The organism is Streptomyces sp. NPDC058469, from assembly GCF_042721125.1.
Taxonomy (GTDB): Bacteria; Actinomycetota; Actinomycetes; order Streptomycetales; family Streptomycetaceae; genus Streptomyces.
In genome coordinates, this window is sequence record NZ_JBHXME010000030.1 from 55,995 (window position 1) to 70,059 (window position 14,065).

Consider the following 14,065-nt stretch of genomic DNA (forward strand, 5'->3'; position numbering starts at 1 on the left):
CCGCCGTTGGGTCTTATTCGGAAATGGCCTGTGCGACTGGTCCTCACGGGACTCCTCTGGTATGTCCGGGCGCAGGCGGCGCCCATGATCACACAAGAGATACTGGACGGGATCTTTACGGTCTAGACCCATTTCAGGCCGTCAAAGCTGACCAATTATGACGAAAAATGATCGCTAAACTTATATGCGCACTCGGGTGTAATGAAATCTAAAGTGTTCGGTCGCATAGGGTCACAAATGCACGCTCGACACCAAGGGCGAATCGTCGTCAGGTCATGTTCGGGCAAAGACGACTCCGACCCCTTGGCGGATCTCCCACACCCAGGGCCCTGGCGATCCGCTGCCCAGGATGGTCCTGAGCGGCCGCACGCCGTGCCTATCACTCCAGTTAGCCTGTCCTCATGCCCCGCTACGAGTACCGCTGCCGCACCTGCGGCGACACCTTCGAACTGTCCCGTCCCATGTCCGAGTCAAGCGCTCCGGCAGCATGCCCGGAAGGGCATCAAGACACGGTAAAGCTCTTGTCGACAGTGGCGGTGGGAGGTACGGCGGCCGCACCCGCCGCCCGGTCCGCGGCCCCCACCGGCTCGGGTGGGGGCTGTTGCGGCGGCGGTTGCTGCGGCTAGTTCCCCGTACGGACCGACTTCAGGAATTCCCGCAGGATTCGCTCACCGGCGAGCACGCCCCGCTCCGGTAGGGCCGTGATCCTTGGTGCCGCCCAGGCCGCGTCGGCCAGTTCACCGTGGCCCGGGCGCCAGCCCTTGTCGGCGGCGAGCAGGAGGTCGGCGTCGAGCAGGGAGTCGCCGGCGGCGAGGGTCAGGGTGGCGCCGGTGCGGCGGGCTACCTCTCGCATGGCCGCGCTCTTGGTGAGGGGCTTCGGTACGGCGTAGATCTTGCGGCCCTGCAAGGACACCGTCCAGCCGCGGTTCTCCGCCCACACGGCGAGCTCCTTCACCCACTCCTCGGGGAGCAGCTCGCGCTCGACGACGAGGTAGGCGAAGAGATCCTCGGCGATGCGGTGCTTGCGTACCCAGGCCGGGTCGGCGGTGGCTGCGAGATACTCCCGCACCTCCTCCAGCGGAGCGCACTCGGCGGCCAGCTTCGCCTGCACCCGGGCGTGCCAGTCCTCGTCGGTCACACCGTCCACGAGGAGATGCCCGCCGTTGGCGCAGATCGCGTACGTCGGTTCCGGGCCGGGCAGGTTGATGCGCTGGTACTGCTTGCGGGTGCGGGTGGTGGTCGGCACGAACACGGCCGCGTCACCGAGTTCGGTGAGCAGCCCGGCCGACGTCTCCGTCATGAAGGACAGCGGTCTGCTCTCGTGCACCTCGACACAGAGCAGCCGGGGCGCCCGCGCGTCCGGCATGGTCAGGGCGAGGGCGGCCGCGGAGTAGATGAGCGTACGGTCGAGGTCGCTCGCGACGAGTACCGGCATCAGACCGCCACCGCCTTGCCGTCGGCACCGGTCGCACCGCGCGTGTACTTGGGGTGGATCAACCCCACGCAGGTGTACGGCAGTTCGCCGACCTCCTCGACGGGCACTCCCCTCTGCTCGGCGAGCAGCCTGACGTGGTCGAGGTCGGCACCCGCGCCGGCCCGCGCGAGGATCTTCCAGGGCACCCGGCGCAGCAGCACCCGGGTGGTCTCGCCGACGCCGGGCTTGACGAGGTTCACGTCGTGGATGCCGTACTCCTCGCTGATCCGCTCAACTGCCGCCCAGCCCTCCCAGGTTGGGGTGCGGTCGGCGGCCAGCAGTTCCTTGGCGAGGCTGGTCACGGCGTCCGAGACCTCGGGGAAGCGTGCGGCGACCGCGTCCAGGAAGTCCACCGAGACGTCGGCGCCGGCGAGTTCGCGGTAGAACTTGGCGCCGTGGAAGTCGTTCGGCCCGACCAGGTCCGAGCGGAGCACCGTACGCGAAATCAGCCCCGACACGGTCGAGTTGAGGCAGGCGGAGGGGATGAGGAAGTCCTCGCGGGTGCCGTACGTCTTCACGCACGAACCGGGGTCGGCGAGCACCGCGATCTCCGGGTCGAAGCCGGTGATGCCGTCGGACTCCTCGAACTCCCTGACCGCCTCGGTGAGTTCACGGGTGATGGCGCCCTTGCCGGTCCAGCCGTCGACGAACACGACGTCGGCGGGGTCGTGGTGGGCGGCGAGCCAGCGCAGCGCGTTGGCGTCGATACCGCGACCGCGCACGATCGACACGGCGTAGTGCGGGAGGTCGAGACCGTGGCGATGCTGGGCCCAGCGACGCATCAGGACGCCGACCGGAGTGCCGGCTCTGGCGAGGGAGACGAGGACCGGGCGGGGTGAGCGTTCGGCGAGGACGAGTTCCGTGACCGCCCCCACGGCCAGCGCGAGCCGGTCCGCCGCCTCGTCCAGTGCGGTGTGGAACAGCTGCTGGTACTGCTCGCTCGGCTGGTACTCCACCGGCAGCGACTCCGCGTAGTGCGCGCCGCCGCTCTGGATGGCCTCCTCGCGCTCCTCGGTCGGCGCCTCCAGGGTCACGTCCGAGAGGTCCTGGAGCAGCCAGCCGACCTCTTCGGGCGCGTACGAGGAGAAGGCGGGGCCGCGGAGGGGGTCGGGGAGCATGGCGGGCCTTTCGGGTACGTGCGGTTGCTCGGGGGCGTAGGAGGGGACGACCACGAGCAGTACGTGCGGGGTGTGTTCGGCCAGCTGCGCCAACAGGCCGTCCGGGGCGTGCAGTTCGGGAGTGTCGGCGGTGGAGTCGATCACGGCGACCACGGCGTCGAAGTCGGCGCGGGCGATGTTGTAGGCGTAGCGGTCGCCGGGGCCGTCCGCGGGGGTGTCGTGGGCCGGGAAGGTCAGGCGGGTTCGTATCGCGTAGCCCGGGTCGTCCACCGCGAGGACCGGTGAGCGGGTGGTGGTGGAGTAGGTGACGCCGGCGTCGACGACCTGCTCCAGCTCGCGGGCCAGTCTCAGCGGGGCGTACATCAGCTCTTCGAAGCCGAGGATGTGCACGCGGTGGGCGTTTTCCGGGAGTGCGTCTGCCAGGCGGGCGGCCATGGCGGGGAGGGCGGCTTCCAGGCGTATTCGGTGTTGCGGGGTGAAGCCGTGTCTTCCACCGTCGGGGAGATCGTGGGGCCAGCGGAGTTCGACTCGGGTGATTCGGTTGCGGGCCGGGTGCGGGCCGGTGGGGGCTGGTCGCGCCCACGCGGCGGTAGCCGCAGATCCAATACAGTCCCGCGCCCCTGGGGAGTCGGAGTTCAGGTCGGCTTCGACGCCCCCGTCTTTTAGGGGCGCGGGGAACTGCGCGACCAGCCCCGACGGCGCCGCAGACAACCGGCTACCTGTCCCGGCACCCCCTGCCTCGTACCGCGCCACCAACTCCTGTCCCTTCTCCAGCACCCCCTCCGGCAGACTCACCGTGCCGGAAGCCGCCGCCACCAGGTCCACCCTCGCGCCTATCTCCGCCGCGAACTCGTCCAGGCGTCCGGCATCGGCAACGGAACGCATGTCGACCAGGGCTACGACCACATACCGCTCCCGCGGATAACGCGCGTGCAGGTCACGGATGGTGTTCAGGACCGTGTTGCCGGTGGAGAACTCGTCGTCCACCAGGACCAACGGGCCCTCGCCCGAAAGGAGTTCGGGGTCTTCGGGGAGCAGGAGGTGGGACGTCGCGTGGGAGTGGGACTCCTCGAAGCCGCCTGCCGTGGCCACGCCGGGGACGGGGCGGCGGGTGGAGTGGAGGTAGGGAGCGAGGGCGATGCCGTCCGCCACCGCGTGGCCGAGACCCGTCGCGGTTTCCGCGTAGCCGAGGACCACCGCCCGGCGGGACTCCTCCGTGCCGAGGAGTTCGCGTACGCGGCGGCCCAGGGTGAAGCCGTAGCCGTAGACCACGGTCGGGGACTGGGGGACGTGCTTGCCGAGTACGTTCGACACGAGGAGGTGGGCCCGCTTGGGGTTGCGCCGGAGCGCGAGTCCCAGGAGGTCGGTCAGCTCGGGGTCGCCGAGCAGTTCGACACCGAGCCGCTCCGCGACCCAACTGCCCGACCAGACCCCGTCGTTCACTGCCTTGTTCATACGTCCCTTGCGATTCAGCCGGGGATTCCGGCGGCGAGCAGCTCCACGAAGCCGACGTCCTCGCGTGCGACCCCGAAGATCTCGGCGCGCAGCATCGTCCGCTCGGCCCAGGCGCGGTGCGGCTTCACCTCGTTCATCTTGTTCGTGTACGCCGAGCGCAGCACGCCTCCGCCGCCCCGCTCCGGCCGCAGGATGTCCTGCGCGTCGCAGAACTCCTCGTGGCTGACCACGGACAGCGCGTGCACGGGCAGCACGTGCGTGGGGTGGATGCAGGTCTTGCCCATCAGCCCGTTGGCCTGGTCGAGGGCGATCTCGCGCAGCAGTCCGTCCATGGCGTGCTCGATCAGCGCCTCGCGCAGCTCCTCCGCCTGGCCCTCCAGGAAGGGGCTGCGGCGCAGCTGCGGCTTGAACATGCGCTCCTGGACCCGGAAGTACTCCCACACCGGGCCGGTCACCGTGAAGCCTGTGCCGTCCGCGCGCCCCAGCATGTTCACCACGTCGGCGATCACGCTGGCGACGATCTGGACGTCGTAGGCCGTCATGTCGGAGGCCCGGCGAAGGCCGTAGGAGGAGCAGAAGTCCGTCACGCCGAGGCGCAGGGCCAGGACGCGGTCGCGGTACTTGTCGACGGCGCGGGAGATGCCCTCCAGGGTCTCGACGCGCGACTCGCGGTACAGCAGCTCGGGCGACTCCAGGACCGGCATGCCGAACAGCCGGTGGCCGCTCGCCGCCTCCGCGGAGGCCAGCGCCTCCAGGAAGGGCGTGCCGCTCTCCTCGGTGAACTTCGGCATCACGAAGCCGGAGAGCAGTTTCACGGCCGGGCCCATGCGGCGTACGAGATCGGGGATCTGCTCGGGCACGCGGACCCGGACGAACAGCAGCGGAAGCTCGGCGTCCGGGCGGGCGGCCAGCTCGGTGAACTGCTGGACCAGGTTCTCCTCGGCGGCCGGGACGTCCTCGTCGCCGATGGAGTCCTCCAGGCACAGCACCATCGACACGACGCCGCGTCCCGCCAGCTTGACGATGTCGTCGGCGAGGCGGGGGCGGGTGGCCGGGCTGTAGAGCGTGGCGCCCAGGGCCGCGGCGAGCAACCGGGCCGGGGAGTCCGCGTCGAACTCGCACGGCTCCTGGAAGAAGAGACGCCGCCGCACCTCAGGGGCAATGTGCCCGAAATGACGCATAAAGCTCCCCCGTGGTGACGATGTGGTTCGTGATTGTTTTCGATAGGTGGCCGGTAATAGTACGTACAAACCCATGTCGGGAGTTCCCGCCGAGCATGAACTTCAGGTAACTCGGCCATGTCGGTGTCCGAACCCCCACGTTGTCGTGACCAGGACCGAGAGGGCAGGATGACCGCATGACGCACGCGATGCTGAAGGGGTCGAACGTCCCGCTGGAGGCCACCACGGTACGTGCCGTGCTGCGCTGGACTCCCGGGCAGGGGGTCCCTGACGTGGATGCCTCGGCGCTGCTCCTCGGCCCCGCCGGTCAGGTGCGTTCCGACGAGGACTTCGTCTTCTACAACCAGCCCCGGCACCCCTCCGGGAAGGTCTGGTGGCTCGGCAAGAAGCGTGTCGCGGAGGGTCCCACCGACACGATCCAGACAGATCTCGCCGGTGTCGAGCCCGAAGTCAGCCGGATTCTGGTGGTCGCTTCGGCGGAGGACAACACCTTCGACCGCGTACAGGGGCTGCGCATCCTGCTGTACGACGCGGGTGTCGCCGAGGGTGAACCACTGCTGTATTTCGACATCAAGCCGGAGACCGGTGAGGAGACCGCGCTGATCTGCGGGGAGCTGTACCGGCGGGGCGATGGCTGGAAGTTCCGGGCGCTCGGTGAAGGGTACGCGAACGGGTTGCGTGGGCTGGCGATGGACTTCGGGATCACCGTGGACGAGTCGGAGGGGGTGGGGGTGCCTGAGGCGGGGGTGTCCCAGCCGTTGCCTCCGGCGGTTCCGGTGCAGTCGGCTTATGGGTACCCCCAGCCTGAGGAGCCCGTGACCCAGCCGGCGTACGGGTATCCGCAGACCGCTCCCGCGGGGACGTACGGGTATCCGCAACCGGTGCCTGTCGCTACCGCTCCGGATCCGGATTTTCGGTTGCCGCCGCAGGGGCCTCAGTTCATCGGGCGTTGAGCGGATTTCGGGTGCGGGCCCGTGGGGGCTGGTCGCGCAGTTCCCCGCGCCCCTGAAGAAGCTGCCCCTTCGGGGCGCTTCAGCTCTTCAGCGCTCCACCTTTGTCTTGTAGCCCCGGCCCCACTGCAGTCCCCACCCGTACAACCGGTCCAGTTCCGCCTGGAAGCCGTAGACGAACTTCACCTCGCGGCGGACGACCAGCTCGCCCTTGACGTTCTCGATCATCACGACCGCGCAGGAGCGGGCCTGGGGGTGGCGTTCGTCGAGGCCTATCTCGATGCGGGGGCCGTTGCTGGGGTAGAGGGTGACGATCGCGTGGGTGCGGTCGAAGGCCGGGGTCTGGTCGTAGATGTAGACGAAGACCAGGAGGCGCTTGATCTGGTCGCGGTGGTCGAGGTTGACGTACATCGTCTCGCCGGACGCGGAGCCGAAGCGGTCGTCGCCGCTGAGTTTCACGTACGGCGGTGAGTTGACGTCGCCGAGGAGGCCGCCGAGGGGCTGGACGACGCCCTTGGTGCCGTCCATGAGTTCGTAGAGGCAGCCCAGGTCGAGGTCCACGTTGACCATGCTCTGGCTGTGGCCCATGACCTCCGGGGGCTTGAGGGCCTTGAAGGGGTGGCGCAGGAGGCTGTCGCGCTGGAGGCCGCCGATGTCGGAGGTCCGCATCCGCCAGGTGAGGTTGACGCGCAGGTTGCCGGTGGCCGCGCCCTGTTTGGTGAGCGAGACCTGGTGGTGCCGTTTGGTCAGTTCGATCGCGTTGCTGGCCGCGCTGCCCGAGTCGAAGTCGGCCTCGCGCCGCCAGATCCCGTCGAAGAAGCCCATTCCCGCCCCCACGTTCGCATCTACATTCCGCATGACAAAGCCGTCGGGGCGGCCGGACAGAGGACATGTCCTCGACGGCCGCCCCGAACAGAAGCGTTCCCTTACCGGGGAGCTTGTCACACCCCGGACGAGACCTCAGTCTTCTCGTCCGAGCCTGCTTTTCCCTCGGCTTCCGCGAGGGCCTTGTTCCGGCGGACCGAGGACCAGAAGGACCAGCCGATCAGGATGACGCCGACCAGGCCGGTGATGACCTCGTTGATCTGGTACTGGATGGTGACCATGAGGATCACGGCCAGGGCGCCGATCGCGTAGTGCGCGCCGTGCTCCAGGTACACGTAGTCGTCCAGGGTTCCTTGGCGGACGAGGTAGACCGTCAGGGAGCGGACGTACATCGCGCCGATGCCCAGGCCCAGCGCCATCAGCACGATGTCGTTGGTGATGGCGAACGCGCCGATCACGCCGTCGAAGGAGAAGGACGCGTCCAGGACTTCCAGGTACAGGAACATGAAGAACGCGGCCTGGCCTGCCAGGACGACCGCCGAGCGCTGCTTGCCTGCGCGCGCGGCCTCTTCCTCCTCCTCGTGCTCCCGCTCCTCCTCTTCTTCGAGCTTGTCCTCGAAGTAGCCGGAGAGTCCGCCGACGATCATGTACGTGATCAGGCCGGAGATGCCGGCGATCAGGACCGTCTGCGCCTTGTCCGCGTGCGCGCCGCCGTGCTGGTGGGCGTGGGCCGCGAAGGTGAACGAGGTGATCAGCAGGACGATCAGCGCGATGCAGACCGACAGCATGTCGACCTTGCCGAGCTTGGCGAGCGGGCGCTCGATCCAGCGCAGCCACTGGATGTCCCGGTCCTCGAAGATGAAGTCGAGGAAGATCATCAGCAGGAACATGCCGCCGAAGGCCGCGATCGCCGGGTGGGCGTCGGTGACCAGCTGCTGGTAGTGGTCCTTGTTGTTGAGCGCGAGGTCGACCGCGTCGATCGGACCGATCTTGGCGGTGACGGCGACGATGACGACGGGGAACACCAGCCGCATGCCGAAGACGGCGATCAGGACGCCGACCGTGAGGAAGATCTTCTGCCAGAAGGCGGACATCTTCTTCAGGATCCCGGCGTTGACCACCGCGTTGTCGAAGGACAGCGAGATCTCCAGGACGGCCAGGATCGCCACGATTCCGAAGGCTTCCCACCCCCCGTAGAACGCCGCTGCGACAAGGCCGAGCGCGGTGACCGCGAACGACCAGCCGAAGGTTTTCAGAAGCACTGGCTACCCAATCGTGTGTTGGGGGTTCCCCCAGACGGAGTCTGGGGGAGGGTCTCCCCCCGCGCCGCACTCGGCTTTACTTAAAATTTGACGTCGAGCACTGAGTCTAGAGGGAGACTCCGCCGACCGGGACAGCCGGTGTGGATAACGCCTTTACGAGACGTTGACCCCGAAGTCCATGGCGATGCCCCGCAGTCCCGACGCATACCCCTGTCCGACCGCCCTGAACTTCCACTCGCCCTGGTAGCGGTAGAGCTCGCCGAAGATCATGGCCGTTTCGGTGGAGGCGTCCTCGGAGAGGTCGTAGCGCGCGAGCTCCTGGCCGTCCGCCTGGTTGACGACGCGGATGAAGGCGTTGCTGACCTGGCCGAAGGTCTGGCCGCGGTCGTCGGCCATGTGGATGGAGACCGGGAAGATGATCTTGTCGCAGGTGGCCGGCACCTTCGGGAGGTCGACCAGGATCGACTCGTCGTCACCCTCGCCCTCACCGGTGAGGTTGTCGCCGGTGTGCTCCACCGAGCCGTCCGGGCTCGTGAGCTGGTTGTAGAAGACGAACCACTCGTCCCCGAGCACCCGCCCGCCGCTGCACAGCAGTGCGCTGGCGTCCAGGTCGAAGTCGGCTCCGGTGGTGGAGCGTGCGTCCCAGCCGAGGCCGATCAGGACGTTCGTGAGGTTCGGTGCGGCCTTGGACAGGGAGACATTGCCCCCCTTGGCGAGCGTGACGCCCATAGTGCTGGTCCTCCCCGAGGCGATGCTTCTTTGGTTGTCCTGCACTCCCCAGAGGGGAGGACCCCCGGCGCCGCACGCGAACCGCGCGGCGCCGGACGGTGAGGCCTTCGGGCGTCAGACGTTGACGCCGAAGTCCTGGGCGATGCCGCGCAGGCCCGAGGCGTAGCCCTGGCCGATGGCGCGGAACTTCCACTCCGCGCCGTTGCGGTACAGCTCGCCGAAGACCATGGCGGTCTCGGTCGAGGCGTCCTCGGAGAGGTCGTAGCGGGCGATCTCGGCGCCGCCGGCCTGGTTCACCACGCGGATGAACGCGTTGCGGACCTGGCCGAAGGACTGCTGGCGGTTCTCGGCGTCGTAGATCGAGACCGGGAAGGTGATCTTGTCGACGTCGGCCGGGACCGCCGCGAGGTTCACCTTGATCGCCTCGTCGTCGCCCTCGCCCTCACCGGTGGTGTTGTCACCGGTGTGCTCGACGGAGCCGTCGGGGCTCTTGAGGTTGTTGAAGAAGACGAAGTTCGCGTCACTGGCGACCTTGCCCGCGCTGTTCAGCAGCAGTGCGCTGGCGTCGAGGTCGAAGTCGGTGCCGGTGGTGGTGCGGACGTCCCACCCCAGACCGACGATGACCGCGGTCAGGCCCGGGGCCTCCTTGGTCAGTGATACGTTGCCGCCCTTGCTGAGGCTGACTCCCACGAGTCCTCCATTGGTGTCCAGGGGCGGGGATGCCCCGAGTGCGTCGGTATCGGATCAACGTCTCGATCCTAGTGACGGGTTCCCGACCCTCGCAGGCTCTGGAACCTAACAATCACAGGCTGTCGAGCGCCTTCACGTACTCGTTGAGGTCGCGCGCGTCCGGCAGGCCGTTGACGACCGTCCAGCGCACGACGCCCTCCTTGTCGATGACGAAGGTCCCGCGCACGGCGCAGCCCTTGTCCTCGTCGAAGACGCCGTACGCGCGCGAGGTGTCGCCGTGCGGCCAGAAGTCGGAGAGCAGCGGGTACTCCAGGCCCTCCTGCTCGGCGAAGACGCGCAGGGTGTGGATGGAGTCGTTGGAGACCGCGAGGAGTTGGGTGTCGCGGTCGGTGAACTGCGGCAGGTTGTCCCGCAGGGAGCACAGCTCGCCGGTGCAGACGCCGGTGAAGGCGAAGGGGTAGAAGAGCAGCACCACGTTCTTCTCGCCCCGGAAGTCGGAGAGCTTCACGGTGGCGCCGTGGTTGTCCTTGAGCTCGAAATCGGGGGCCTTGTCGCCGACCTGGATCGCCATCTCGTCCTGCATCCCTTCGGTGGGGCTGTTCGGGTGACTCCACCCTACGCAGCGATCACCGCATGCGGACGGACGGGCTGGCGTGGCCAGCCCGTCCGGGATTCAACGATCGAGGTACCTCCGGGGACTACCTCTTGGACTTGGCTGCCTTGGGCGTCACCAGCCGGCTGCCACTCCAGTCCTTGCCCACGCTGACGCTCTTGGCCGCCGAAAGGCCCGCGGTCGTGGCGGCTTCCGAGATGTCGCTGGGCTCGACGTAGCCGTCACGGCCGGTCTTCGGCGTCAACAGCAGGATCGAGCCGCCCTCCTCGACGTACGAGATGGCGTCCACCAGCACGTCGGTCAGGTCGCCGTCATCGTCGCGGAACCACAGCACCACGGCATCGGCGACGTCGTCGTAGTCCTCGTCCACCAGGTCGCTGCCGATGACTTCTTCAATGGCCTCGCGGAGTTCCTGGTCTACGTCGTCGTCGTAGCCGATCTCCTGGACCACCTGCTCGGGCTGGAACCCCAGCCTGACGGCAGGGTTCGTCCGCTCCTCCGCGTGGTCCGCGGTCGCGCTCACGGGTTGCCTCCTGATCATGTCTTGATGAATGTCCAGCCACGCGCGTGCGCGAAGCATTGGCCGTAGTCCACACGGACGGGCCGGATCGCGCAAGTACCCGGCGATTCGGAACGCCGAAACGGTGACGATCCTGGCCGTGTCGCCGCAACTCCAGGCACGCTATCGCGGCCGCCGGTGACGTACACCACAGCGTTCTGCCCGGTTTGCACGTTTGAGAACCCTCCGAGGGTACGCGACTCGAATGGCTTTGCTAAACGAGTCACGGTTACCTCACGGTAGAGATGACGATTGCCGTCCTGCGGTAGACCATGGGGAACGGTGCAGACCCATGGAAATCCAGCGCAGATAAGCCCTCATCAAGCCCCAATCAGCCTCAGACAGCCCCCTCTGACAGGTAAGGAACAGCGTGGCTTCCGGATCCGATCGCAATCCGATCATCATTGGCGGCCTTCCGAGTCAGGTTCCTGACTTCGATCCCGAAGAGACCCAGGAGTGGCTCGACTCGCTCGACGCCGCCGTGGACCAGCGTGGCCGCGAGCGCGCCCGCTACCTGATGCTCCGGCTGATCGAGCGGGCCCGCGAGAAGCGCGTGGCCGTGCCCGAGATGCGCAGCACGGACTACGTCAACACGATCGCCACCAAGGACGAGCCGTTCTTCCCCGGCAACGAGGAGATCGAGCGCAAGATCCTGAACGCGACCCGCTGGAACGCGGCCGTGATGGTGTCCAGGGCCCAGCGGCCCGGCATCGGTGTCGGCGGCCACATCGCCACGTTCGCCTCCTCCGCCTCGCTCTACGACGTGGGCTTCAACCACTTCTTCCGGGGCAAGGACGAGGGCGACGGCGGCGACCAGATCTTCTTCCAGGGGCACGCCTCGCCGGGCATCTACGCCCGCGCGTTCCTCCTGGACCGGCTCAGCGAGCGGCAGCTGGACGCGTTCCGCCAGGAGAAGTCGAAGGCGCCGTACGGGCTGTCCTCGTACCCGCACCCGCGGTCGATGCCGGACTTCTGGGAGTTCCCGACCGTGTCCATGGGCCTGGGCCCGCTCGGCGCGATCTTCCAGGCGCGGATGAACCGCTACATGGCGGCGCGCGGGATCGCGGACACCTCGAAGTCACACGTGTGGGCGTTCCTCGGCGACGGCGAGATGGACGAGCCGGAGTCGCTGGGCCAGCTGTCGATCGCGGCGCGCGAGGGCCTGGACAACCTGACCTTCGTCGTCAACTGCAACCTCCAGCGGCTCGACGGCCCGGTGCGCGGCAACGGCAAGATCATCCAGGAGCTGGAGTCGCAGTTCCGGGGCGCCGGCTGGAACGTCATCAAGCTGGTCTGGGACCGCACCTGGGACCCGCTGCTCGCCCAGGACCGCGACGGCGTGCTGGTCAACCAGCTGAACACCACACCGGACGGCCAGTTCCAGACGTACGCCACCGAGACCGGCGCGTACATCCGCGAGCACTTCTTCGGGCACGACCACCGGCTGCGCGCGATGGTCGAGAACATGACCGACGACCAGGTCCTGCACCTGGGACGCGGCGGGCACGACCACCAGAAGGTGTACGCGGCCTTCGCGGCGGCCAAGGAGCACCGGGGCCAGCCGACCGTCGTCCTCGCCCAGACGGTCAAGGGCTGGACGCTGGGCCCCAACTTCGAGGGCCGCAACGCCACGCACCAGATGAAGAAGCTGACGGCTCCCGACCTCAAGGGCTTCCGCGACCGGCTGCACCTGCCGATCACCGACCAGGAGCTGGAGTCCGGCGCGCCGCCGTACTTCCACCCGGGCCGGAACTCGGAGGAGATCCAGTACATGCACGACCGGCGCAACGCGCTCGGCGGGTACGTCCCGACGCGCGTCGTCCGCTCGAAGCCGCTGGCCCTGCCCGAGGACAAGACGTACGCGAGTGTGAAGAAGGGCTCCGGCCAGCAGTCGATCGCCACCACCATGGCGTTCGTACGGCTGCTCAAGGACCTCATGCGGGACAAGGAGATCGGCAGGCGGTTCGTGCTGATCGCGCCGGACGAGTACCGCACGTTCGGCATGGACTCGTTCTTCCCGAGCGCGAAGATCTACAACCCGCTCGGCCAGCAGTACGAGTCGGTGGACCGCGAACTCCTGCTCGCCTACAAGGAGTCGCCGACCGGCCAGATGCTGCACGACGGCATCTCGGAGGCGGGCTGCACGGCCTCGCTGATCGCGGCGGGTTCGGCGTACGCGACGCACGGCGAGCCGCTCATCCCGGTCTACGTCTTCTACTCGATGTTCGGTTTCCAGCGCACCGGTGACCAGTTCTGGCAGATGGCGGACCAGTTGGCGCGCGGTTTCGTACTGGGCGCGACCGCGGGTCGTACGACTCTGACCGGTGAGGGGCTGCAACACGCGGACGGCCACTCGCAGTTGCTGGCGTCGACCAACCCGGGGTGTGTCGCCTACGACCCGGCGTACTCGTACGAGATCGCGTACATCGTGCAGGACGGGCTGCGGCGGATGTACGGCTCGGACGCGGAACACCCGCACGGCGAGGACGTCTTCTACTACCTCACCGTCTACAACGAGCCGATCCAGCACCCGGCGGAGCCTGCGGACGTCGACGTGGAGGGCATCCTCAAGGGCGTCCACCGCATCAGCCAGGGCTCTTCGGGGACGGTCTCGGCGCAGATCATGGCGTCCGGTGTCGCCGTGCCGTGGGCGATCGAGGCGCAGCGGATCCTCGCCGAGGACTGGAACGTGCGGGCCGATGTGTGGTCGGCGACCTCCTGGAACGAGCTGCGGCGCGAGGCGGTCGAGGTGGAGCGGCACAATCTGCTGCATCCCGAGGAGGAGCAGCGGGTTCCTTATGTCACGCGGAAGTTGAGCGGGGCGGAGGGTCCGTTCGTGGCCGTTTCCGACTGGATGCGGTCGGTTCCGGATCAGATCTCGCGATGGGTGCCGGGGACTTATCAGTCGCTGGGGGCGGACGGGTTCGGGTTCGCGGACACGCGCGGGGCGGCTCGGCGGTTCTTCCACATCGACGCGCAGTCGATCGTGGTGGCTGTGCTGACGGAGTTGGCCCGGGAGGGGAAGGTCGACCGGTCTGTGTTGAAGCAGGCGGTCGATCGGTACCAGTTGCTGGACGTCGCGTCGGCTGATCCCGGTGCGGCCGGCGGAGACGCGTAGTCGTTTGTCGGGTGCGGGTGCGTGGGGGCTGGTCGCGCCCACGCGGCGGAGCCGCAAATCGATACGGCCCCGCGCCCCTGGTGGGCGGCCC

Annotated in this window: 12 protein-coding genes; 3 read left to right on the forward strand and 9 right to left on the reverse strand. The window is 67.9% G+C overall.

Going from position 1 to position 14,065, the window contains the following annotated elements; genetic code table 11:
• Positions 1-401: 401 nt before the first annotated feature.
• Positions 402-626 (forward strand): zinc ribbon domain-containing protein, encoded by a 225-nt coding sequence (locus tag ACFWP5_RS16515; RefSeq protein ID WP_384156014.1) that lies wholly within the window; start codon positions 402-404, stop codon positions 624-626.
• On the opposite strand, the gene ACFWP5_RS16520 is transcribed toward ACFWP5_RS16515, so the two are convergent.
• Genes ACFWP5_RS16520 through ACFWP5_RS16530 form a run of 3 tightly spaced genes read right to left on the reverse strand, consistent with a single transcriptional unit; the run spans position 623 to position 5,228 of the window.
• On the reverse strand, positions 623-1,435 hold the full coding sequence (locus ACFWP5_RS16520) for an HAD family hydrolase (RefSeq protein WP_384156016.1): 813 nt from the start codon (positions 1,433-1,435) through the stop codon (positions 623-625). The genes ACFWP5_RS16515 and ACFWP5_RS16520 overlap by 4 nt on opposite strands.
• Positions 1,435-4,047 carry a phosphoribosyltransferase gene (locus ACFWP5_RS16525; RefSeq protein WP_384156019.1) on the reverse strand — a complete coding sequence of 871 codons (2,613 nt, stop codon included), beginning with the start codon at positions 4,045-4,047 and terminating at the stop codon, positions 1,435-1,437. The genes ACFWP5_RS16520 and ACFWP5_RS16525 overlap by 1 nt, the downstream gene beginning before the upstream one ends.
• A 14-nt stretch (positions 4,048-4,061) precedes the next feature.
• Complete coding sequence (locus ACFWP5_RS16530; protein ID WP_384156022.1) at positions 4,062-5,228, reverse strand: HpcH/HpaI aldolase/citrate lyase family protein; 1,167 nt, start codon at positions 5,226-5,228, stop codon at positions 4,062-4,064.
• A 176-nt stretch (positions 5,229-5,404) separates the two neighbouring features.
• Between ACFWP5_RS16530 and ACFWP5_RS16535 the strand changes: the two genes are divergently transcribed.
• Positions 5,405-6,181, forward strand: a complete 777-nt coding sequence (locus ACFWP5_RS16535) for a TerD family protein (protein ID WP_384156025.1) — start codon at positions 5,405-5,407, stop codon at positions 6,179-6,181.
• Positions 6,182-6,268: 87 nt separating this feature from the next.
• Here ACFWP5_RS16535 and ACFWP5_RS16540 read toward each other — a convergent pair whose 3' ends face one another.
• The 6 genes from ACFWP5_RS16540 to ACFWP5_RS16565 all read right to left on the reverse strand — a co-directional run bounded on the left by ACFWP5_RS16540 (position 6,269) and on the right by ACFWP5_RS16565 (position 10,820).
• Positions 6,269-7,003: a Tellurium resistance gene (locus ACFWP5_RS16540; protein WP_033286889.1), complete on the reverse strand. Its 735-nt coding sequence runs from the start codon at positions 7,001-7,003 to the stop codon at positions 6,269-6,271.
• Between the two features lie 116 nt (positions 7,004-7,119).
• Positions 7,120-8,265 carry a DUF475 domain-containing protein gene (locus ACFWP5_RS16545; RefSeq protein ID WP_384156029.1) on the reverse strand — a complete coding sequence of 382 codons (1,146 nt, stop codon included), beginning with the start codon at positions 8,263-8,265 and terminating at the stop codon, positions 7,120-7,122.
• 153 nt (positions 8,266-8,418) lie between these two features.
• Positions 8,419-8,994, reverse strand: coding sequence for a TerD family protein (locus ACFWP5_RS16550; RefSeq protein WP_384156032.1), 576 nt, complete (start codon positions 8,992-8,994; stop codon positions 8,419-8,421).
• 114 nt (positions 8,995-9,108) lie between these two features.
• The gene (locus ACFWP5_RS16555) at positions 9,109-9,684 is read right to left on the reverse strand and encodes a TerD family protein (protein ID WP_019060360.1); all 576 of its coding nucleotides are present in this window, start codon (positions 9,682-9,684) and stop codon (positions 9,109-9,111) included.
• A 112-nt stretch (positions 9,685-9,796) separates the two neighbouring features.
• Entirely contained in the window at positions 9,797-10,255 is a 459-nt protein-coding gene (locus ACFWP5_RS16560; RefSeq protein WP_384156035.1) for a peroxiredoxin, read from the reverse strand.
• A 127-nt stretch (positions 10,256-10,382) separates the two neighbouring features.
• A complete protein-coding gene (locus ACFWP5_RS16565; RefSeq protein ID WP_384156038.1) occupies positions 10,383-10,820 on the reverse strand; it encodes a DUF3052 domain-containing protein in 438 nt (145 codons plus the stop codon).
• Positions 10,821-11,226: 406 nt separating this feature from the next.
• Between ACFWP5_RS16565 and aceE the strand changes: the two genes are divergently transcribed.
• Positions 11,227-13,974, forward strand: a complete 2,748-nt coding sequence (aceE, locus tag ACFWP5_RS16570; RefSeq protein ID WP_384156041.1) for a pyruvate dehydrogenase (acetyl-transferring), homodimeric type — start codon at positions 11,227-11,229, stop codon at positions 13,972-13,974.
• Positions 13,975-14,065: the final 91 nt, after the last annotated feature.

Excerpts from the sequence above, each read along its gene's own strand:
- ACFWP5_RS16515 (WP_384156014.1), top strand. The coding sequence starts at position 402 with ATGCCCCGCTACGAGTACCGCTGCCGCACCTGCGGCGACACCTTCGAA.
- ACFWP5_RS16520 (WP_384156016.1), bottom strand. The coding sequence starts at position 1,435 with ATGCCGGTACTCGTCGCGAGCGACCTCGACCGTACGCTCATCTACTCC.
- ACFWP5_RS16525 (WP_384156019.1), bottom strand. The coding sequence starts at position 4,047 with ATGAACAAGGCAGTGAACGACGGGGTCTGGTCGGGCAGTTGGGTCGCG.
- ACFWP5_RS16530 (WP_384156022.1), bottom strand. The coding sequence starts at position 5,228 with ATGCGTCATTTCGGGCACATTGCCCCTGAGGTGCGGCGGCGTCTCTTC.
- ACFWP5_RS16535 (WP_384156025.1), top strand. The coding sequence starts at position 5,405 with ATGACGCACGCGATGCTGAAGGGGTCGAACGTCCCGCTGGAGGCCACC.
- ACFWP5_RS16540 (WP_033286889.1), bottom strand. The coding sequence starts at position 7,003 with ATGGGCTTCTTCGACGGGATCTGGCGGCGCGAGGCCGACTTCGACTCG.
- ACFWP5_RS16550 (WP_384156032.1), bottom strand. The coding sequence starts at position 8,994 with ATGGGCGTCACGCTCGCCAAGGGGGGCAATGTCTCCCTGTCCAAGGCC.
- ACFWP5_RS16560 (WP_384156035.1), bottom strand. The coding sequence starts at position 10,255 with ATGGCGATCCAGGTCGGCGACAAGGCCCCCGATTTCGAGCTCAAGGAC.